This is a genomic window from Agrobacterium sp. ST15.13.015, from assembly GCF_027871645.1.
Classification (GTDB): domain Bacteria; phylum Pseudomonadota; class Alphaproteobacteria; order Rhizobiales; family Rhizobiaceae; genus Agrobacterium; species Agrobacterium leguminum.
In genome coordinates, this window is the sequence record NZ_JAQAHF010000018.1 from 72,750 (window position 1) to 92,128 (window position 19,379).

Sequence of the window (19,379 nt, forward strand, 5' to 3'; positions counted from 1 at the left end):
AGCAGGGGACGGCCATGCCGGTGCGCTCGGTTTCAAATCCGTTTGCCGGCCGCATCGAACAGGTGAAAATCCTTCGCCTGGGCGGCGATCTTCAGCGTTTCGCCGATGCGTAGTTGCGAGCGGCCGGGAACGCGGAAGACGATGGTGGTGCCGTCAGCGAAGGAGCCGTGTACATAGCTTTCCGCGCCCACAAGTTCCACGGCGTCCACCTGCACGTTGGCGGTGAAGGCGGCATCGGCGGGTTCTGCTTCCGCCAGCGTGATGTCTTCCGGGCGGATGCCGAGCGTGGCGGCGTTTTGCGGTAGTGCTGCGGCGCCATTTACCGACCAGCCGGTCGAGGCATTGGACGAGGCCGCGGCATGGGCCAGAAGGTTCATGGAGGGCGAGCCGATGAAGGTGGCTACGAAGGTGGTCGCCGGCTTTTCGTAAAGCTCGATCGGCGTACCCATCTGCTCAATGCGGCCGGCGTTCAGCACCACCAGCCGGTCGGCCAGCGTCATGGCCTCCATCTGGTCATGGGTGACATAAACGCTTGTCGTGGCGAGCGAGCGCTGCAGGCGGCGGATCTCCACCCGCATCTGGACGCGCAGCTTGGCATCGAGGTTGGAGAGCGGCTCGTCGAACAGGAAGGCGGCCGGCTTGCGCACGATGGCGCGGCCCATGGCCACGCGCTGGCGCTGGCCGCCGGAAAGCTGGCGCGGCTTGCGCTCCAGGAACTGCTCGATCTCCAGCGCCTTGGCCGCCTCGGTGATGCGCCGTTCGATCTCTTCTTTCGGCGTGTTGCGGTTCTTCAAGCCATAGGCAAGGTTCTGGCGCACCGTCATATGCGGATAAAGCGCATAGTTCTGGAACACCATGGCGATGTCGCGGTCGGAGGGTTCGAGATCATTGACGACGCGGTCGCCGATGACGATCTCGCCGCCCGATATGCTTTCCAGCCCGGCGATCATGCGCAGCAGCGTGGATTTTCCGCAGCCGGAGGGGCCGACGAGCACGATCATTTCGCCGTCAGCGATATCCATCGATACGCCCTTGATGGCCTCGACATTGCCGCCATAAACCTTGCGGACGTCTTTCAGCGCAATTTTTGCCATTACTTTTCGGTCTCCACCAAACCTTTGACGAACCAGCGCTGCATCAGCACCACAACGATAATCGGGGGGATGATGGCGAGGATCGCCGTCACCATCACATAATTCCAGGGCGTCGAGGCGTCGGTGAAATCCACCATGCGCTTCAAGCCGATGATGATCGTGTTCATCCTGGCGTCGTTGGTCACGAGCAGCGGCCAGAGATACTGGGTCCAGCCATAGATGAACAGGATCACGAAAAGGGCGGCGATATTGGTTCTCGACAGCGGCAGCAGGATATCCCGCATGAAGCGGAACGGCCCTGCATTGTCGATGCGTGCCGCCTCGACCAGCTCGCCGGGAATGGTCAGGAAGAACTGCCGGAACAGGAAGGTTGCCGTCGCAGATGCCATCAGGGGCAGCGTCAATCCCGCATAGGTGTCGATAAGCCCAAGATCGACGATGACCTTGTAAGTGGGCAGGATACGCACCTCCACCGGCAGCATGAGCGTGATGAAAATCATCCAGAAGAAGCCCATGCGGAAGGGAAAGCGGAAGAAGACGATGGCGAAGGCCGACAGGAACGAAATGACGATCTTGCCGATGGCGATGGCGAGCGCCACGACGAAGCTGTTGAACAGCAGCCGCTCGAGGCTGACGCCGACCACTCTTTCGACGCCGCCGACCATGGCCTCGGTGTAATTGGCGCCAAGATGGTCGCCGGGCAAAAGCGACATTGGCGGGCGGATGATATCCGTCGACGTCATGGAGGAGGCGACGAAGGTGTAATAGATCGGGAAGGCCACGATGATGATGCCGAGTACCAGCATCAGATGGGCGATCACGCGGGCGACCGGGCGATTTTCAATCATTGTGAAATCCTCAGCCGTAATGCACGCGCTTCTCGACGAAGCGGAACTGGAAGGCGGTGAGCGCGATGACGATCACCATCAGGATCACGGACTGCGCGGCGGAAGAGCCGAGATTGAGGTTCACGAAGCCATCATTATAGACCTTGTAGACCAGCGTTTCCGTCGCCTTGGCCGGGCCGCCGCCGGTGACGGCATGGATGATGCCGAAGGTATCGAAGAAGGCGTAAACCGTGTTGACGACCAGAAGGAAGAAGGTGGTCGGCGCAAGCAGCGGGAAAACGATAGTCCAGAAGCGCCGCGAACCGCGCGCGCCATCGATGGAGGCCGCTTCCAGCAATGATTTAGGAATTGCCTGCAAGCCTGCGACAAAAAACAGGAAATTGTAACTGATCTGTTTCCACGCGGCCGCCGCGACGACGAGCAGCATGGCCTGGTCTCCATTGAGCAGCGGGTCCCACATGATGCCGTTGCGGCGCAGAATGTAGGAGAAGGTGCCCATGGCCGGGTTGAACATGAAGAGCCACAACATGCCGGCCACCGCAGGGGCGACGGCATAGGGCATGATCATCATGGTGCGGTAAAAGCCCTTGCCGCGCACAACGCGGTCCGCCGCCGTCGCCAGAAGCAGCGCCAGCCCCATGGAGACGAGCGCGGTCAGGATGCTGAAAATGACCGTGACCTGCAGCGAGTTCAGGTAGCTTTCATCCGACAGCACGGCGGAAAAATTCGCCAGCCCGACGAAATTGCTGTTCAGCCCGAAGGCGTCCTCGCGCATGGTCGACTGGTAAAGCGCCTGGCTTGCCGGCCAGAAGAAAAAGATCACCGTGAGGATGATCTGCGGCGCGACCAGCAGATAGGGCAGGATCTTGTTGGGGAATACGACGCTTTGCACGGCGATCTCCTGATGAGATGGGAATGCCGCCCGCACCCTGTTGAGGATGCGGGCGGGGCAGGGGATCGTTTAGTTGCCGGCAGCCTGTTTGATGGCCGCATCGCCGCGCTCTACGATCTTGTCGAGGGCGGCTTTCGCGTCCTGCTTGCCGGCCAGCATCGCCTCGAATTCCTCATTCATGATGTCGCGCACCTGCGGCAGGTTCACGAGACGCACGCCCTTGGAGTTTTCTGTCGGCGGCTTGCCCATCATCTGCAGCAGCGGCGTTTCACGGGCGGGGTTCTTGTCATAGAAACCGGATTTCTTGGTTTCCTCATAGGCCGCGATGGTCACGGGCATATAGCCGGAGACCTGATGCAGGCGCGCCTGAATCTTGGTCTGGGAGAGGAAGTGGAAGAACTCGGCCACACCCTTATATTCGGCATCGCTCTTGCCGCCGAAGACCCAGAGGCTGGCGCCGCCGGGAATGGTGTTCTGCGGGCCATGGCCCTCATAATAGGGAAGCTGACCGATGCCGTAATTCATGCCGGTCTTGACGATATCGCCAAGGCCGCCGGAGGATTCGGTCAGGATGCCGCATTCGCCGGACATGAACAGCTGCTTGGCTTCGGAGGTGCGGCCGCCATAACGGAAGGTGCCATCCTTGGCGAGATCGGCAATCGCCTGGAAATGCTCGACGAAGAGCGGCGCATTGACCGCAAGTTTCACATCCGTGCCGCCAAGGCCGTTTTCATTGCTGCCATAGGAGACGTTGTTCCAGGCGGCGAAGTTTTCGGTCTGAATCCAGGTGAGCCATGTGGAGGTGAAACCGCACTGCGCCGCACCGCTGGTCTTGATCTTCTTGGCGGCTTCGAAAACTTCCGGCCAGGTCTTCGGCGGATTGGCGGCGTCGAGGCCAGCCTTCTGGAAGACATCCTTGTTGTAATAGAGGATCGGCGAGGATGAATTGTAAGGAAAGGACAGCATGGTGCCGTCCGGCTTGGAATAATAGGCCACGATGCCGGCCAGATAATCGGCCTTGTTGAAGGTGTAGCCGCCTTCCTTCAGCACGTCGGCCACTGGCTTGATGGCGCCGGCAGCACCCATCATCACGCCCGAACCGGCGTCGAAGACCTGAATGATCGCTGGCGGCTGCTTGGCGCGGAACGCCGCGATACCGGCATTCAGCGTTTCCGGATAGGTGCCCTTGAAGACGGGCGTGATCTTGTATTCTTTCTGGCTATCGTTGAATTCTTTGGCAAGCGTATCCACGACCTCGTTATTGGCGCCGGTCATGGCGTGCCACCACTGAATGTCCGTTACTGCATATGCATTCGATGTGACAAAAAACGAAAGCGCGGATGCCGCGGCGAGGCGGTAGCTGAGTTTTTTCAAGGTCATTCCTCCCATTATGAAAACAGTAAAAGATACAGCCCCTTATTGCAGTGGTTCCTCCTCGATCCGGCTGCGGGCGATCTTCTCTGTATTAGCATTACTGATTAAAAGCGAACTCTAACGAAAATGCAAGAGAACGTGGAACGATTAAAACGAAAGTGAAGGAAACGGATTTATTATTCCATTTCCTTCGTTCCATGGTTTTTTCATGCGCCCGACCCCAGGGGCATGCAGGCGCAGGATCAGCTCCCGCCGGAAATCCAATAATCGCCATTGATATGTTATTACATTACGTATTATGGTGCGGTGAATCTATGAATGTCGAAGGTGCGGATGTGTTCGGAATGAAGCGGAAGAAAGCGGTCGATTCCAGGGACGATTCGGCCGTCGCGCCACCTGTCCGCACGGTGCCGGTTACCCTGCTGACCGGTTTTCTGGGCGCGGGCAAGACGACGTTGCTGAACGCGCTTCTGACTGAGCCGGCCATGCGCGATGCCGCGGTCATCGTCAATGAATTCGGCTCGGTGCCCATTGATCACGGTCTGGTGCGAACGGGTTCTGAACGATATTTCAGAACGACGACGGGCTGCATCTGCTGTACGGCCACCAGCGATATCCGCACCTCGCTTTACGAGCTGCATCAGGCCTTTCTGGAGGGGATGATGCCGCAAGTATCGCGGGTCGTCATCGAAACCACCGGCCTTGCCGATCCCGCGCCGATCATCAACAGCCTGATCGCCGGCGGCACGCCGGCGCTTGGCCTGCGCGATCACATCGTGGCCCGGCATTTCCACCTTTCAGGCGTGGTCACGGCTTTCGACGTTGTCGCCGGCCCGGCGATGCTCGACAGCTTTATCGAAGGCTGGAAACAGCTTGCCTTTGCCGACCATATCGTTCTGACGAAAACCGATCTTGCCGATGCCGCTGCCGTGGACCGGGATAGCCTCGCCGATCTCAATCCTGCGGCCTCGTTTCATGACCGTAATGCCGTCGATTTCGATCTGATGTCATTGTTTGCAGCCTCGGATTATTCGCTTAGTGGCAAGCCGGAGGATGCGCCGGGGTGGCTTGCGGCCGACAGGCTGAGCCTTCATGCCGCCCACCAGCACGATATCAACCGCCATGGTGTCGGGATCGAGGCTTTCGATCTGACCTTTGAAGGCGCTTTCGATCCGCAGGCGATCGTCACCTTTCTGGAGCTCGTCACCAGCAATGTGCATTCCGGCCTGCTGCGGCTCAAGGGAATTTTCGGCGCGACGGATGATCCGGAGCGGCCGGTTGTCGCCCATGCGGTGCAGCACCGGCTTTATCCATTGACCCGCCTGGAGCGCTGGCCGGATGGCAATCGTTCCACGCGCATCGTGCTGATCGGCATGGACATGCCGCAGCAGCCGATCCGCGCTCTCTTCGAGACATTGGCCTCGCAGGCGGGGCGAAAGGGCAGGGCATGAACAATCCGCTTGCGCGCAGCGGCTCGGCAATCGTCTCGCAGGCCCGTCTTCTGAAGCAATGGTCCCGCGATCTGCTGCATCTCCACCCCGAAGACATTATCACCGTCAGCGAGCTTTCCTGCGCCCTGCCGGATTGCCCGCCACGGGAAACGGTGATCGTTGTCCTGTCTGCCTCCGGTGATATCAGGCAAATATCCATCCACAAGGCACTGCTGGAGGTGGATCATGACGATATCGTGTGCGCCATTGCCGCGAATTTCGCTTGAGAACCCGCCCCCAGGTGGCAGGCCCGCTTGACCGCTGCGGCCTTCATCCGCCACTTCAGGGACAGCGATGGGATTCGCTGATGATGAAGGGCGGGCGATGGCCGATCTAGCGGTATATACGGGTTTGTTCCTGACGGCGTTTATCGCGGCGACCATTCTGCCCATGCAGTCGGAGGCCGCACTAGCCGGCCTCATTGTTCTGAAATCACAGCCCGTCTGGCTGCTGGTCACCGTGGCCAGCGCCGGCAATGTCGCCGGTTCCTTTGCGAACTGGCTGCTTGGCCGCGGTATCGAGCGTTTTCGGCATGAACGCTGGTTTCCGGTCGGGGAGGCGGCGCTGGAGCGCGCCCAGAACTGGTATCGTCGTTACGGCAAATGGTCCCTGCTCATCAGCTGGGCGCCGCTGATCGGCGATCCGCTGACGGTCGCCGCCGGCATCATGAAGGAACCGCTGCCGGTCTTCCTGCTGCTGGTCACCATCGCCAAGGTCGGGCGTTATCTCGTTCTGGCGCTGGTGACGCTGAATTTTCTATGAAGCCTCTCCTCCGTCATGCCGGACTGGATCCGGCATCCAGCCACGGCGCGTCTGCGCCGTGAAAAGAGTCTCTCGCGATCAGGTACTTGATCGCGCTGGACCCCGGACCTAGCCCGGGGTGACGGTTTACGGATGCTACGCATCGGTAGCAATCGATCAAGCCGCCTGCCTGTCCCAGCTTGCGAAAGGATCGGGCAGATGCCGCCATGCATCCGGTGTGAATGCTTCGGTATCGATCAGGCAGGCGTCGAGCTGCGCGCGGATGCGCGCCTCGTTCATCGGGTCGGAGCCGATGAAGACGATTTCCTGTCGCCGGTCGCCGAAGACCGGATCGAGATAGGGCTTCATCATATCGAGGAACTGCTTTTCGCGCGGCCATTGTTCCTTCGGCACGGCGGACCACCACAGGCCCATCTTGCCGGTGCGCACCAACGCGCCGGCCTGGCTGATCTCGCCGACATAACGCGGACGCGTCGCCAGCCAGAAAAAGCCCTTGGCGCGCACCACGCCGGGCCAGGCGCGGTCGATGAAGCGCTGGAACAGCACGGGGTCGAAGGGTTTCTGGGCGCGGTAAACGAAGGAGCGGATGCCATATTCCTCGGTTTCGGGAATGTGGTCCTTGAAGCCGTGCAATTCCTTGAACCACAGGGGGTGTTCTTCGGCCCTGGCGAAATCGAAACGGCCGGTGCCGAGAACCTCCTGCAGCGCCACCTTGCCGAAGTCGGCCTCAATGAGTTTCGCATCCGGGTTCAGCCCGACAATGATCTTGCGGGCGGCGTCCCGCTGTTCCGGTGTGGCAGTCCCGATCTTGTTGAGGACGACGACATCGGCAAATTCGATCTGCTCCACCAGAAGGTCGACGATTGTGCGGTTGTCGCCATCGCCCGCCGTTTCGCCCCGGTCGGCCAGAAAATCGGACGAACCGTAATCGTTGAGAAGATTGGCGGCATCCACCACCGTCACCATGGTGTCGAGACGCGCGACATCGGAAAGGCTGCGGCCGTTTTCATCGCGAAAATCAAAGGTTGCGGCGACCGGAAGCGGCTCGGCGATGCCGGTTGATTCGATCAGCAGGTAATCGAAACGACCCTGTTCGGCCAGCGCCCGCACCTCCGTCAGGAGGTCGTCGCGCAGCGTGCAACAGATGCAGCCATTGGTCATTTCCACCAATTGCTCTTCCGTACGGGAGAGATTGGCGCCGCCATCGCGCACCAGTGCGGCGTCGATATTGATCTCGCTCATGTCGTTGACGATCAACGCCACGCGCAGACCATCGCGATTGGCGAGAATGTGGTTGAGAAGGGTCGTCTTGCCGGCGCCGAGAAAGCCGGAAAGCACGGTGACGGGAAGTTTTTGCGACATATGGACCTCGTTCTTTGGCAACGCCCGCGTGGACCTCATGGCGGCCACGCGCACGATCTGGAAACGACGGGTTCGGTGCTGCCCCGTCTTTATTTCGTAACGTAATAACATTACATGCCGACCAACTGTCAACGGGCGACAGAAAAAAAGCGTCCCGCAACGCGAGGGCTGCGGCTTACGCGAAGCGCAACGTATCTTTCCGATAGTTAATGTTATTTCATTACGTATTCGTTTGACGAATGTAATAACATTACATATCAAGGGCCATCGAATGACATCCTGCCCCGGAGGGATCGATGAGCGATCCGTGCCTCGCCTTCAAAAACCTGACGCTTGGATATGCCGGCCGCGCGGCCGTGCATCATCTGAATGGCGATATCGCCAAAGGCTCGCTCACTGCGGTGGTCGGCGCCAATGGCTCGGGAAAATCGACGCTGATGAAAGGTATCGCCGGCATTTTGAAGCCGCTCGGCGGCGAATGCCGGGTAAGCCCAAATACGTCCCTCGCTTATCTGCCGCAGCAATCGGAACTCGACCGCTCTTTCCCGGCGCAGGTGCGGGATCTGGTGGCGCTTGGTCTCTGGCCGAAACGCGGCCTGCTTGGCCGCCACCGTCCCGAAGACCGGGCGGCGATGGGCCGCGTGATGGAGGCGGTCGGGCTTTCCGGTTTTGAAAAGCGCAATATCGACTCGCTTTCCGGCGGGCAGATGCAGCGCGCCCTGTTTGCCCGCGCCATGTTGCAGGATTCGCAGCTGATCCTGCTCGACGAACCCTTCAACGCCGTCGACGAGCGCACCGTTTCCGACCTTATGGTCCTTGTCAAATCATGGGTGGCGGAGGGGCGCACGGTTCTGGCCGTCCTTCATGATTTCCAGCTCGTGCGGCAGCATTTTCCGGAGACCCTGTTCCTTGCCCGAAAGCTTGTCGGGCTGGGTCCGACGGCCGAGGTCCTGCAGGCGGAGAACATCCGGCAGGCGCGGCATTTCCACGAGGCGTGGGAGGAGAATGCGCCCTGGTGCGAGCCGGCCGAGGCACCTTCGCCGCAGATCGTCGGGGCAAGTCCGCAGGCGGCATCCGCCCATTCCCATGCCCACTCCCACGCGAATTCGAATGTCCATGGCTGATATCTTCGTCCAACCCTTCGTCCAATATGTCTTCATGCAGCGCGCGCTTGCCGGTGCGCTGATCCTTGCCATCAGTTGTGGCCCGGTCGGTGTGTTTCTGATGCTGCGCCGCATGAGCCTGACGGGCGACGCCATGTCCCACGCCATCCTGCCGGGAGCGGCGGTCGGGTTTCTGTTCTACGGGCTGGAAATCCTGCCCATGACCATCGGCGGGCTGGCCGTCGGTCTTCTTGTCGCGCTGGGTGCAGGCGCTGTGTCACGCTTCACCATCCAGAAGGAAGACGCCTCGCTTGCCGCCTTTTATCTCATCTCGCTGGCGCTTGGCGTGCTGCTCGTCTCATGGCGCGGTTCCAGCGTCGATCTCATGCATGTGCTATTCGGCACGGTGCTGGCGCTGAACAATGAGGCGCTCGGCCTGATCGGCGGCATCTGCATCGTGACGTTGGTGGTGATGATCACTTTCTGGCGGGCGCTGCTGGCGGAATGCCTCGATCCCCTGTTCCTGCGTTCGGTCAGCAACTGGGGCAGCCCGGTGCATTTCCTCTTCCTTGCCATCGTCGTGCTCAATCTGGTCGGCGGCTTTCAGGCGCTGGGAACGCTGCTTTCCGTCGGGCTGATGATGCTGCCCGCAGCCGCCAGCCGTTTCTGGTCCAACCGTGTCGCACCCATGTGCTTCATTTCCATCGGCATCGGCATGGTGTCCTGCTTTGCCGGTCTGCTTTTGTCCTATCACGCGTCGCTGCCATCCGGCCCGGCGATCATCCTTTCCGCGGGCGTCATCTATGCGCTCTCCATCCTCATCGGCACGCGCGGCGTGCTCAGCGATCTTCTCGGTTCCGGTCGTCACAGGACGGCCTGAAAACAGCGTTCGAAAAAGGAGAACCTTCATGTTCAAAAGCCTCCGTCTGGCCACCTGCGCCAGCCTTCTTTCCCTCTCCCCGGTTCTGATGGCGCAGGCCTCCGCCGCCGAACTCAAGGTCGTTGCCAGTTTCTCGATCATCGCCGATTTTGCGAAGAAGGTCGGCGGCGACCGCGCCGAAATCACCACGCTCGTCGGGCCGGATGGCGACGCCCATGTCTATGAACCCCGCCCGGCCGATGCCGTCGCCGTCAGCAAGGCGGATGTGGTGCTGGTTAACGGTCTGGAATTCGAAGGCTTCCTGAAACGGCTGATCGACACCAGCGGCACCAAGGCGCCGGTGATGGAGCTGACCAAGGGCGTGGAGCCGCTCAAGCTTTCCGAAGAGCCGGCCGGTCACGCCCATCCGGAAGCCGAGGAAGAGGAAGGTCACGACCACAAGGCAGAGGAAGCTGGCCACAGCCATCAGACCGCCGAGGCCCATGATCACGACCACGGCCATGAGGGACATCACCATCACGGCGAGTTCGACCCGCATGCCTGGCAGTCGATCAAGAACGCCGAAATCTACGTGAAGAACATTGCCGGCGCCTTTTGTGAGGTCGACAAGGCCGGTTGCGCGACCTACACCGCCAATTCGGACGCCTATATCGCCAAGCTTGCCGCTCTGAACGAGAAGGTGAAGACCGAGATCGCCGCCATCCCGCCGGAAAAGCGCGTCATCATCACCTCGCATGACGCCTTCGGTTATTTCGAGCATGCCTATGGCCTGAATTTCCTCGCACCTGAAGGCGTATCGACGGAATCCGAAGCCTCGGCCGCCGATGTCGCCAAGCTGGTGGATCAGGTAAAGCACGACAAGGCCTCGGCGATCTTCGTCGAAAACATCACCGACAAGCGGTTGATCGACCAGATCGCCAGCGAAACCGGCCTGAAGGTTGGCGGCACGCTCTATTCCGACGCGCTTTCGACTGCCGACGGCCCGGCTGCAACCTATATCGACATGATCAACCACAATATCGAGACGATCACGGCGGCTGTGCTCGGCCAGTAAGTTCGACCATATCGCTGTGAGTTCGGGGAGGGTGGCTTGTGCCGCCCTCTCTGCTTTTGTGTTCGTACAATGGCCCTGGAACTCTTCCTTTAGCGATTTCCATATCGGTGCTAAAAAGCCTCCTCATGTCCGATGCGCTTCACATCTTCACCGACGGCTCCTTCGACGATGCTTCCAGATCCGGAGGATGGGCGTTCGTGGTTCATGAAGCGGGCCACCTAGTGCATTCCGCTTCAGGCAGGACTGTCGGCACATCGAACAATACGTTCGAGGTCCTCGCTGTTCTCAACGCACTATCCTGGATCGCCGCCGAGGCGCCAACGCGGGCTGTCACGCTCTGGACGGATGCCGTTCATGTCATCGAAGGCTGCCGCCGATACAGGGCGATCTGGCGCAACAACGGCTGGAAGCGGATCACGCCCAACCAGCGTACCCGCCGAAGACCGATCCCCGACAGGGACATCTGGCAGCAGCTCGACAGCCTGCTGGAGCGGCATCCCCATGTGGTTGTAGAATGGTGCAAAGGGCATTCCGGCACTGTCGGCAACGAGCATGCCGATGCTTTGGCTCGGGGAGTGGCCCGCGCGACGGCGATTTAGCCGGCGGCCATCAGTCGCCGTGATTCGGCGCTTCAACCTCTTCACTTCAGCCATCCCGTCTTGACCTTTTTCCGTATCGAGCGGTCGCGCCGGTACTCTTTCGGGACTTCAGCCGAATGGTGTGCAGGCACGGCCGCCTTGCCGGTTGACAATCGACATCCCGTTTGAAATGGTAAGATGTCAGACCAATTTAGAGGGTGCGTCTTGGACAGGTCCAGCCGGGAACTCATGCAGCCAATTCCGCCGAGCGACCGCGTGCGCCAGGTGGAGGCTGCGCTTTCCGACTATGTGGAGCGGGCGGGGCTGAAGGCGGGAGACCGTCTGCCGGCGGAGCGAGAACTGATGGCGGCGCTGGGTGTGGGGCGGTCCACCATCCGCGAAGTCATCCGCAAGTTTCAGGCTCTTGGCGTCATCGACAGCCGCAAGGGCAGCGGCAATTACCTCTTGAAGCCGATTTCCGCTGCCACCGTGCATATGCCGATTTCCATCGATGCCGAAAGCCTGCGCGATGCGCTGCTGATGACGCTGGAAGTACGGCGCGGCATCGAGGTGGAAGCCTCCATGGCCGCCGCGCGCCGTCGCACGGCAGACGATATCGCCACCATGGAAGCGCGGCTCGATGAGATGGAGCGGGTGCATCTGGCCGAGGGAACCTCTGGCAAGGCGGACCTCGCCTTTCACCTCTCTATCTATGACGCCACGCATAATTCGCTCTTCAAGCAGCTATTGGAACAGATGCGCGAGGGTTTTGAACGCTTCTGGTCGAAGCCCTTTGATCGGCCGGATTTCGCCAGCCGCTCCTTTCCCTTTCACCGCACGCTGTTCAACGCGATCGCCGCCGGGGATGCGGAAACGGCGCGGGAAGAAACATTGAAAATCCTCGCTGTCGTCGAGGAAGATATCAAGGACATGTCGAAATGAACCATGGCAACGATCTCTTCGATCCCGCCTCATTTATCGTTGCGCATGACGAGGCCCACGCCTTCGAAGCCGTGGTGCCGCCCATCGTGCAGACCTCGCTTTTCACCTTTTCCAGCTATGACGAGATGGTCTCCACCTATCGCGGTGAGAAGGTGCGGCCGGTCTATACGCGGGGGCTGAACCCCACGGTGCGGCTGTTCGAAGAGATGCTGGCGAAGCTGGAAGGGGCGGAAGATGCGCTCGGTTTTGCAAGCGGCATGTCGGCCATTTCCTCCACCGTGCTCTCCTTCGTTTCGCCGGGCGACCGGATCGTCGCCGTGCGCCATGTCTATCCCGATGCGTTCCGCCTGTTCGGCACCTTCATGCAGCGCATGAATATCGAGGTGACCTATGTTGACGGCCGCGACGAGGCGGCGGTTGAAAAGGCGATGCCGGGCGCAAAGCTGTTCTACATGGAAAGCCCGACGAGCTGGGTGATGGAGGCGCATGATGTCGGCGCGCTCGCCGCCACCGGCAAGCGGCATGGCGCCGTCACCGTCATCGACAATTCCTGGGCAAGCCCGGTCTTCCAGCAGCCGATTTCGCTGGGCGTCGATCTCGTCGTGCATTCGGCATCGAAATATCTCGGCGGCCACAGCGACGTGGTTTCCGGCGTGGTTGCCGGTTCGAAGGCGATGATTGATCGCATCCGGGCGGAAACCTATCCCTATCTCGGCGGCAAGATGTCGCCTTTTGATGCCTGGCTGCTCATTCGCGGGCTTCGCACCCTGCCACTGCGCATGAAGGCGCATCAGGCCTCGGCTTTGGATATCGCAACGCGTCTTCACGCGCTCGACGTCGTGGAAACCGTCTGCCATCCCGGGCTGGCGAACCGCCTGCCGCCGGGTCTCAACGGCACGTCGGGCCTGTTTTCCTTCATTTTCAAGGAAGGCGTGGATGTGCGCGCTTTTGCCGACCGGCTGAAGCTTTTCAAACTGGGTGTTTCCTGGGGCGGGCATGAAAGCCTGATCGTCCCCGGCGAAGTGGTGCTTGAACAGAAGGCGCAGCCAAACTCCGCCCACACCTTCGGCATCAGCGCGCGTTCGGTGCGCCTGCATGTCGGGCTGGAGGGCACGGAAGCCCTCTGGAACGATCTCGAACCCGCGATCAAGGCGGCTACCGCCGCCTGACGCATTTTTAAACTGACGACAAAAAAGGGGAGAACGACATGAAAAAACTGGTAACAGCAGCAATCTTCACCGCCCTGATGACCGGAACGGCGCTGGCGGACACGACCTTGAAGCTGGTGGAAGTTATCACCAGCCCGGAACGCACCGAAACGCTGAAAGGCATCGTTTCGAAATTCGAAGCGGCCAATCCCGGCACCAAGGTTGAAATCATCTCGCTTCCATGGAGCGAGGCTTTCCAGAAATTCGCCACCATGGTCTCTGCGGGCGATATTCCCGATGTGATGGAAATGCCTGATACTTGGCTGTCGCTCTACGCCAATAACGGCATGCTCGAAAGCCTTGAGCCCTACCTCGCCAAATGGGAACACACGGCAGGGCTCAGCGAGCGCACGCTCGAACTCGGTCGCGACGTAAAGAACACGGCCTATATGCTGCCCTACGGCTTCTATCTCCGCGCCATGTTCTACAATAAGAAACTGCTGGAACAGGCTGGCGTGAAGGAGCCGCCGAAGACGCTTGATGAATTCGCCGACGCCTCGAAGAAGGTCGCGGCCCTTCCCGGCAAATATGGCTATTGCCTTCGCGGCGGCCCGGGCGGCCTCAATGGTTGGGTCATGTTCGGAGCATCCATGGCCGGTTCGAACGAGTTCTTCACCAAGGACGGCACCTCCACCTTCGACAGCCCCGGCTGGGTGAAGGGCCTGACCTATGTGATCGATCTCTACAAGAACGGTTACGCGCCGAAGGACAGCGTCAACTGGGGCTTCAACGAGATCGTTGCCGGCTTTTATTCCGGCACCTGCGCCTTCCTCGATCAGGACCCGGATGCGCTGATTGCCATTGCCCAGCGCATGAAGCCGGAAGATTTCGGCGTCATGACCATGCCCAAGGGCCCCGACGGCAAGACCTTCCCGACGATCGGTTTCGCCGGCTGGTCGATGATGTCGAAATCCGAAAACAAGGACCTTTCCTGGAAGCTGATCGAGACGCTTGAAGGGCCGGAAGGTAATATCGAGTGGAACAAGAAGACCGGTGCGCTGCCGGTGCACAAGTCGGCGGAGAAGGACCCCTTCTATGCCAGCGAGCAGTTCAAGGGCTGGTTCGACGAGCTGGCCGACAAGAACGCCGTGCCGACGACGATGCCGACCTATCTCGAGGAATTCGCCTTCTTCAAGGATTCGCTTGTGATCAAGACGTCGCAGGAAGCGCTGCTCGGCGATATCACGCCGGAAGACCTTGCCAAGCAATGGGCTGATTACATGACCAAGGCGCAGCAGAAGTTCCTGGCCTCGAAGTAACGACATTGACCGGCTGCGCGGGCGCAAATGCCCGTGCGGCGGGTCTTGCCGGCCTTCGCTGCGACAGGCCTTTTCATAGAAATTTTTTGGATCGGTAAGCCGAGAGGCTGGAAAACCCGTCCGTTCCGTCGTCCGATCAGGGAGCGATACAATGTCCTATGCCCATGGCGCCGGGCCGGTGGCTGCGCGCAAACCGGCTGGCAAGCCCGCGATGCGGCGGTTTGCCGATTGGGCCGAACCGTGGCTTTACAGCGCGCCCGTGCTGGTGCTCATCGTCGCCGTTATGCTGGTGCCGCTGGTGCTTGGCCTCTCCTATGCCTTTCGCGATGTGCAGCTGCTCAATCCATTTTCCGGCGGTTTCGTTGGCCTCAAACATCTGGAGGCGCTGTCGCAGGATGCGGCCTTTTACCGGGCGCTGAAAAACACGCTGTGGTGGACAGGCGCTTCGGTTTTCCTGCAATTCTTCTTCGGCCTCATTCTGGCGCTGCTGCTCGATAAACCCTTTGCGGGCAGGGGGCCGGCGCAGGCGCTGGTATTCCTGCCATGGGCCGTGCCCACCTTCCTTGCCGGTCTCAACTGGGCGTGGCTGTTCAATCCGGTCATCGGGCCGCTACCGCACTGGATGGTCTCGCTCGGGCTGTTATCCGCGCCTAACAATATCCTCGCCGATCCGCAGCTTGCCATGTGGGGGCCGATCATCGCCAATGTCTGGTGGGGCATTCCCTTCTTCGCCATCACTTTGCTTGCGGCACTTCAGGCCATCCCGCGCGATCTTTATGAGGCGGCGGAAATCGACGGGGCAAACCCGCTGCAGCGTTTCACCTCCATCACCCTGCCGTTTCTGGCGCCCACCATCGCCATCACCATTCTGCTGCGCACCGTCTGGATCGCCAATTTTGCCGATCTCATCATCGTCATGACCAATGGCGGGCCGGCCGACCGCACGCAGATCGTCGCCAGCTACATCTTCACGCAGGCCTTCAAGCGTCTGGACTTCGGTTACGCCTCGGCGATTGCGCTGGTGCTTCTGGTGCTGCTGCTTGCCTATTCCATGCTGATCGTGCTGCTGCGCCAGCGCCTGATCGAGAAGGATTGACCGATGACATCAAGGATATTTCTCACCCTTGCCCATCGTCTGGCGATCCTTGCCTATATCGCCTTTGCGCTGTTCCCACTCTTCTGGCTGCTCAAGGTGTCCGTGACGCCGAATGACCTGCTCTATAGCGAAGGTGTCAGGATGTGGCCGTCGCGGGCGACCTGGGATCATTATCGTTTCGTTATAGAAAACAGTGCCTTCCCGACGTTTTTTAAGAACAGCGTCATCGTCGCGGGCTCCACGGCAATTGCCGTAACGATACTCTCCTCGCTGTCGGGTTACGCGCTGTCACGCTTCCGTTTCAAGGGCAAATACTGGATCGTGGCGCTCATGCTGATCACCCAGATGTTTCCGCTGGTCATGCTGGTCGCGCCGATCTTCAAGATGCTGTCGCCGCTGGGACTCACCAATAGCCTGACGGGCCTCGTCATCGTCTATACAGCCTTCAACGTGCCCTTCGCCACCTTCCTGATGCAGTCGTTCTTCGATGGCATTCCGAAGGACCTGGAAGAGGCGGCGATGATCGACGGGGCAAGCCGGTTTACGGCCTTCCGCCAGATCATCCTGCCGCTGACGCTTCCGGGCATTGCCGCGACGCTTGGTTTCGTCTTCACCGCCGCGTGGAGCGAGCTTCTGTTTGCGCTGATGCTGATTTCCGGCAACCAGAGCGCCACTTTCCCGGTTGGCCTTCTGACCTTCGTTTCGAAATTCTCCGTCGATTTCGGGCAGATGATGGCGGCGGGCGTTCTGGCGCTCATTCCGGCCTGCCTCTTCTTCCTGCTCATTCAACGTTATCTCGTGCAGGGCCTCACGGCCGGCGCGGTGAAAGGATAATCCCATGGCTTCCATCGAGCTGAAGAATGTCGGCAAGACCTATGGCGACCTGGCCGTGCTGCATGGCGTCGATCTTGATATCAGGGATGGCGAATTCATCGTCCTTGTCGGCCCATCCGGCTGCGGAAAATCGACGCTGCTGCGCATGATCGCCGGCCTTGAAGAGATAACGTCCGGCGACCTGTCCATCGACGGTGAACGCGTCAATGATCGCCGCCCGAAGGATCGCGATATCGCCATGGTGTTCCAGTCCTATGCGCTCTATCCGCATATGAGCGTTGCCGACAATATGAGCTATAGCCTGCGCCTGCGCCGCAGCCCGAAGGAAACCATCGCGGCGGCGGTGGCCGGTGCTTCGGCAAAACTCGGTCTCGATCCCTATCTCGCCCGTCGCCCGAAGGCGCTCTCCGGCGGCCAGCGCCAGCGCGTCGCCATGGGCCGCGCTATCGTGCGCCAGCCAAAGGCCTTCCTGTTCGATGAGCCGCTGTCCAACCTCGATGCCCGGTTGCGCGAGCAGATGCGTGCCGAAATCAAACGCATGCATGCCGATCTTGGTGCCACCTCGGTCTACGTCACCCACGACCAGATCGAGGCGATGACGCTTGCCTCACGTATCGTCGCCATGAATGCCGGCCATGTACAGCAGATCGGCGCGCCGCTCGATCTTTATGATCGTCCCGCCAATCTCTTCGTCGCCGGGTTCATCGGTTCGCCCGGCATGAATTTCCTCGAAGGACGGCTCGTGCAGCAGAATGGCGGCAGTTTCGTCGTGCTGGGTGACGGCACGCGTCTGGCGCTTGGCCAGGAAGTGAAGCTGGCCGATGGCGAACCGGTCACGCTCGGTATCCGCCCGGAACATGTGATCGTCGCGCCGGCTGAAGGCGGTGTGGAAGCGACGGTCGATCTGGTCGAGCCAACCGGCCTCGGCGTCATCCTGCACCTCACCGTGCACGGATTGCCGTTCAAGCTGTTTTCTTCAGACCGGGCATTGTTGCAGCCGGGCAAATCCATCCGGGTCGGTTTCCCGCAGGAAAGGCTGCATGTCTTCGACAGGAATGGCGTCAGAATTGGGGAGGCGTGAGGCTCAGGCCGATATCGCCACACCCTTTTCATCGAACCTGTGTATCTTGGTGTCATCGGGCGTGATGAAGACGGTATCGCCGTGTTTGCACTCGAACTCGCCATCGGTCCTTGCGGTAATCGGCCCGATGCCGTTCACCTCGAGATGCAGGAAGGTATCCGATCCGAGATGTTCGGCGACGGTGACCTTGCCCTGCCACAGTCCGCTTTCCTTCGACAGCACCAGATGCTCCGGCCGCACACCGGCGGTGGTGGCTCCCTTTTGGCGGGCATAATCGCCGGTCACCAGGTTCATGCGCGGCGAGCCGATGAAGCCGGCGACGAAGAGGTTGGCGGGGGAGCGGTAAAGCTCCATCGGCGAGCCGACCTGCTCGATATTGCCGCGGTTGAGCACGACGATCTTGTCGGCCATGGTCATGGCCTCCACCTGGTCGTGGGTGACGTAGATCATCGTCGTCTTCAGCGTGTTGTGCAGCTCGGAGATTTCCAGCCGCATAGTGCCGCGCAGCGCCGCATCGAGGTTGGAAAGCGGTTCGTCGAACAGGAAGGCGGAAGGTTCGCGCACGATGGCGCGGCCGATGGCGACACGCTGGCGCTGGCCGCCCGACAGCTGCGAGGGCCGGCGCTCGAGATAATCGGTAAGGTTCAGCACCCTTGCGGCGTCTTCCACCTTTTTATCGATGATCGCCTTGTCGAGCTTGGCCATCTTCAGCGGGAAGGCGATGTTGTTCCTGACGCTCATATGCGGATAAAGCGCATAGGACTGGAACACCATGGCAAGGCCACGCTCGGCGGGAGCCTTTTCGGTGACATCCTTGCCGTCGATGACGATCTTGCCGCCGGAGACATCTTCCAGCCCGGCAATCAGCCGCAGCAGCGTGGACTTGCCGCAGCCGGAGGGGCCAACGAAGACGACGAATTCGCCGTCATGAATATCGAGATCGATCGACGGGATGACCTTTGCCTCACCGAAGAGCTTGGACACGTTCTGAAGGGAAATGCTGCCCATGTTTGTCGTTCCTTATTTCACGGCGCCAAAGGTCAGGCCACGCACGAGTTGTTTCTGCGAGAACCAGCCGATGACGAGAATGGGGGCGATCGCCATCATCGAGGCGGCCGAGAGTTTTGCCCAGAACAGCCCCTGCGGACTTGAGAAGGAGGCGATGAAGGCCGTCAGCGGGGCGGCATTGGTGGTCGTCAGCCGGATGGTCCAGAAGGATTCGTTCCAGGCGAGGATGACGTTCAAGAGCAGCGTCGAGGCAATGCCCGGAACCGCCATCGGGGTCAGCACATGGACGATTTCGTTCCACAGCGATGCGCCATCCATGCGGGCGGCTTCCAGAATCTCGCCGGGAATTTCCCGGAAGTAAGTGTAGAGCATCCAGATGACGATCGGCAGGTTGATGAAGGTGAGCATGATGGTGAGCCCGATGCGGGTATCGAGCAGGCCGGCATTGCGGAAGATCAGATAGATCGGCACCAGCACGGCGACGGCTGGCATCATCTTGGTGGAGAGCATCCAC

20 protein-coding genes are annotated in these 19,379 nt (G+C 60.3%); 13 read left to right on the top strand and 7 right to left on the bottom strand.

Annotation, left to right across the window (positions count from 1 at the left end):
• Nucleotides 1-32 precede the first annotated feature (32 nt).
• The 4 genes from PIB16_RS22765 to ugpB form a co-directional block, all read right to left on the bottom strand.
• The gene (locus PIB16_RS22765; RefSeq protein ID WP_271046370.1) at nucleotides 33-1,094 is read right to left on the bottom strand and encodes a sn-glycerol-3-phosphate import ATP-binding protein UgpC; all 1,062 of its coding nucleotides are present in this window, start codon (nucleotides 1,092-1,094) and stop codon (nucleotides 33-35) included.
• Complete coding sequence (ugpE, locus tag PIB16_RS22770; protein ID WP_078052473.1) at nucleotides 1,094-1,942, bottom strand: sn-glycerol-3-phosphate ABC transporter permease UgpE; 849 nt, start codon at nucleotides 1,940-1,942, stop codon at nucleotides 1,094-1,096. Before ugpE ends, PIB16_RS22765 begins: the two co-directional genes overlap by 1 nt.
• A gap of 10 nt (nucleotides 1,943-1,952) precedes the next feature.
• Nucleotides 1,953-2,834: a sn-glycerol-3-phosphate ABC transporter permease UgpA gene (gene ugpA, locus PIB16_RS22775; protein WP_003523346.1), complete on the bottom strand. Its 882-nt coding sequence runs from the start codon at nucleotides 2,832-2,834 to the stop codon at nucleotides 1,953-1,955.
• 69 nt (nucleotides 2,835-2,903) lie between these two features.
• Complete coding sequence (gene ugpB / locus PIB16_RS22780) at nucleotides 2,904-4,214, bottom strand: sn-glycerol-3-phosphate ABC transporter substrate-binding protein UgpB (protein ID WP_003523344.1); 1,311 nt, start codon at nucleotides 4,212-4,214, stop codon at nucleotides 2,904-2,906.
• 338 nt (nucleotides 4,215-4,552) lie between these two features.
• Here ugpB and PIB16_RS22785 point away from each other — a divergent pair, with 338 nt between their 5' ends.
• From PIB16_RS22785 to PIB16_RS22795, 3 genes are all read left to right on the top strand, one after another.
• Entirely contained in the window at nucleotides 4,553-5,659 is a 1,107-nt protein-coding gene (locus tag PIB16_RS22785; protein ID WP_236780914.1) for a CobW family GTP-binding protein, read from the top strand.
• The gene (locus tag PIB16_RS22790; RefSeq protein WP_065655473.1) at nucleotides 5,656-5,925 is read left to right on the top strand and encodes a hypothetical protein; all 270 of its coding nucleotides are present in this window, start codon (nucleotides 5,656-5,658) and stop codon (nucleotides 5,923-5,925) included. Before PIB16_RS22785 ends, PIB16_RS22790 begins: the two co-directional genes overlap by 4 nt.
• 97 nt (nucleotides 5,926-6,022) lie before the next feature.
• Nucleotides 6,023-6,460, top strand: a complete 438-nt coding sequence (locus PIB16_RS22795) for a YqaA family protein (RefSeq protein ID WP_271046380.1) — start codon at nucleotides 6,023-6,025, stop codon at nucleotides 6,458-6,460.
• A gap of 156 nt (nucleotides 6,461-6,616) precedes the next feature.
• Here PIB16_RS22795 and zigA read toward each other — a convergent pair whose 3' ends face one another.
• Entirely contained in the window at nucleotides 6,617-7,822 is a 1,206-nt protein-coding gene (gene zigA / locus PIB16_RS22800; RefSeq protein WP_271046371.1) for a zinc metallochaperone GTPase ZigA, read from the bottom strand.
• A 296-nt stretch (nucleotides 7,823-8,118) separates the two neighbouring features.
• Between zigA and aztA the strand changes: the two genes are divergently transcribed.
• The 10 genes from aztA to PIB16_RS22850 all read left to right on the top strand — a co-directional run bounded on the left by aztA (nucleotide 8,119) and on the right by PIB16_RS22850 (nucleotide 17,857).
• Entirely contained in the window at nucleotides 8,119-8,946 is an 828-nt protein-coding gene (gene aztA / locus PIB16_RS22805) for a zinc ABC transporter ATP-binding protein AztA (protein WP_271046372.1), read from the top strand.
• Nucleotides 8,939-9,805, top strand: a complete 867-nt coding sequence (aztB, locus tag PIB16_RS22810) for a zinc ABC transporter permease AztB (protein WP_271046373.1) — start codon at nucleotides 8,939-8,941, stop codon at nucleotides 9,803-9,805. Before aztA ends, aztB begins: the two co-directional genes overlap by 8 nt.
• A gap of 28 nt (nucleotides 9,806-9,833) precedes the next feature.
• Nucleotides 9,834-10,859, top strand: coding sequence for a zinc ABC transporter substrate-binding protein AztC (gene aztC / locus PIB16_RS22815; protein WP_271046374.1), 1,026 nt, complete (start codon nucleotides 9,834-9,836; stop codon nucleotides 10,857-10,859).
• Nucleotides 10,860-10,984: 125 nt separating this feature from the next.
• Nucleotides 10,985-11,458: a ribonuclease H family protein gene (locus PIB16_RS22820; RefSeq protein WP_271046375.1), complete on the top strand. Its 474-nt coding sequence runs from the start codon at nucleotides 10,985-10,987 to the stop codon at nucleotides 11,456-11,458.
• Nucleotides 11,459-11,686: 228 nt separating this feature from the next.
• On the top strand, nucleotides 11,687-12,379 hold the full coding sequence (locus PIB16_RS22825; RefSeq protein WP_185740851.1) for a FadR/GntR family transcriptional regulator: 693 nt from the start codon (nucleotides 11,687-11,689) through the stop codon (nucleotides 12,377-12,379).
• Nucleotides 12,376-13,548 (top strand): PLP-dependent transferase, encoded by a 1,173-nt coding sequence (locus tag PIB16_RS22830; protein WP_174039841.1) that lies wholly within the window; start codon nucleotides 12,376-12,378, stop codon nucleotides 13,546-13,548. The genes PIB16_RS22825 and PIB16_RS22830 overlap by 4 nt, the downstream gene beginning before the upstream one ends.
• 38 nt (nucleotides 13,549-13,586) lie before the next feature.
• Nucleotides 13,587-14,846: an ABC transporter substrate-binding protein gene (locus tag PIB16_RS22835; protein ID WP_174039840.1), complete on the top strand. Its 1,260-nt coding sequence runs from the start codon at nucleotides 13,587-13,589 to the stop codon at nucleotides 14,844-14,846.
• A 151-nt stretch (nucleotides 14,847-14,997) separates the two neighbouring features.
• Nucleotides 14,998-15,942 (top strand): carbohydrate ABC transporter permease, encoded by a 945-nt coding sequence (locus PIB16_RS22840; RefSeq protein ID WP_271046376.1) that lies wholly within the window; start codon nucleotides 14,998-15,000, stop codon nucleotides 15,940-15,942.
• Nucleotides 15,943-15,945: 3 nt separating this feature from the next.
• Nucleotides 15,946-16,776: a carbohydrate ABC transporter permease gene (locus tag PIB16_RS22845; protein ID WP_035228147.1), complete on the top strand. Its 831-nt coding sequence runs from the start codon at nucleotides 15,946-15,948 to the stop codon at nucleotides 16,774-16,776.
• 4 nt (nucleotides 16,777-16,780) lie between these two features.
• The gene (locus tag PIB16_RS22850) at nucleotides 16,781-17,857 is read left to right on the top strand and encodes an ABC transporter ATP-binding protein (protein WP_271046377.1); all 1,077 of its coding nucleotides are present in this window, start codon (nucleotides 16,781-16,783) and stop codon (nucleotides 17,855-17,857) included.
• Between the two features lie 3 nt (nucleotides 17,858-17,860).
• On the opposite strand, the gene PIB16_RS22855 is transcribed toward PIB16_RS22850, so the two are convergent.
• Together PIB16_RS22855 and PIB16_RS22860 are read right to left on the bottom strand one after the other, a co-directional pair.
• Nucleotides 17,861-18,865, bottom strand: coding sequence for an ABC transporter ATP-binding protein (locus PIB16_RS22855; protein ID WP_271046378.1), 1,005 nt, complete (start codon nucleotides 18,863-18,865; stop codon nucleotides 17,861-17,863).
• A 12-nt stretch (nucleotides 18,866-18,877) separates the two neighbouring features.
• Nucleotides 18,878-19,379: carbohydrate ABC transporter permease (locus PIB16_RS22860; RefSeq protein ID WP_271046379.1), on the bottom strand; the 502-nt coding region annotated here is incomplete at its 5' end.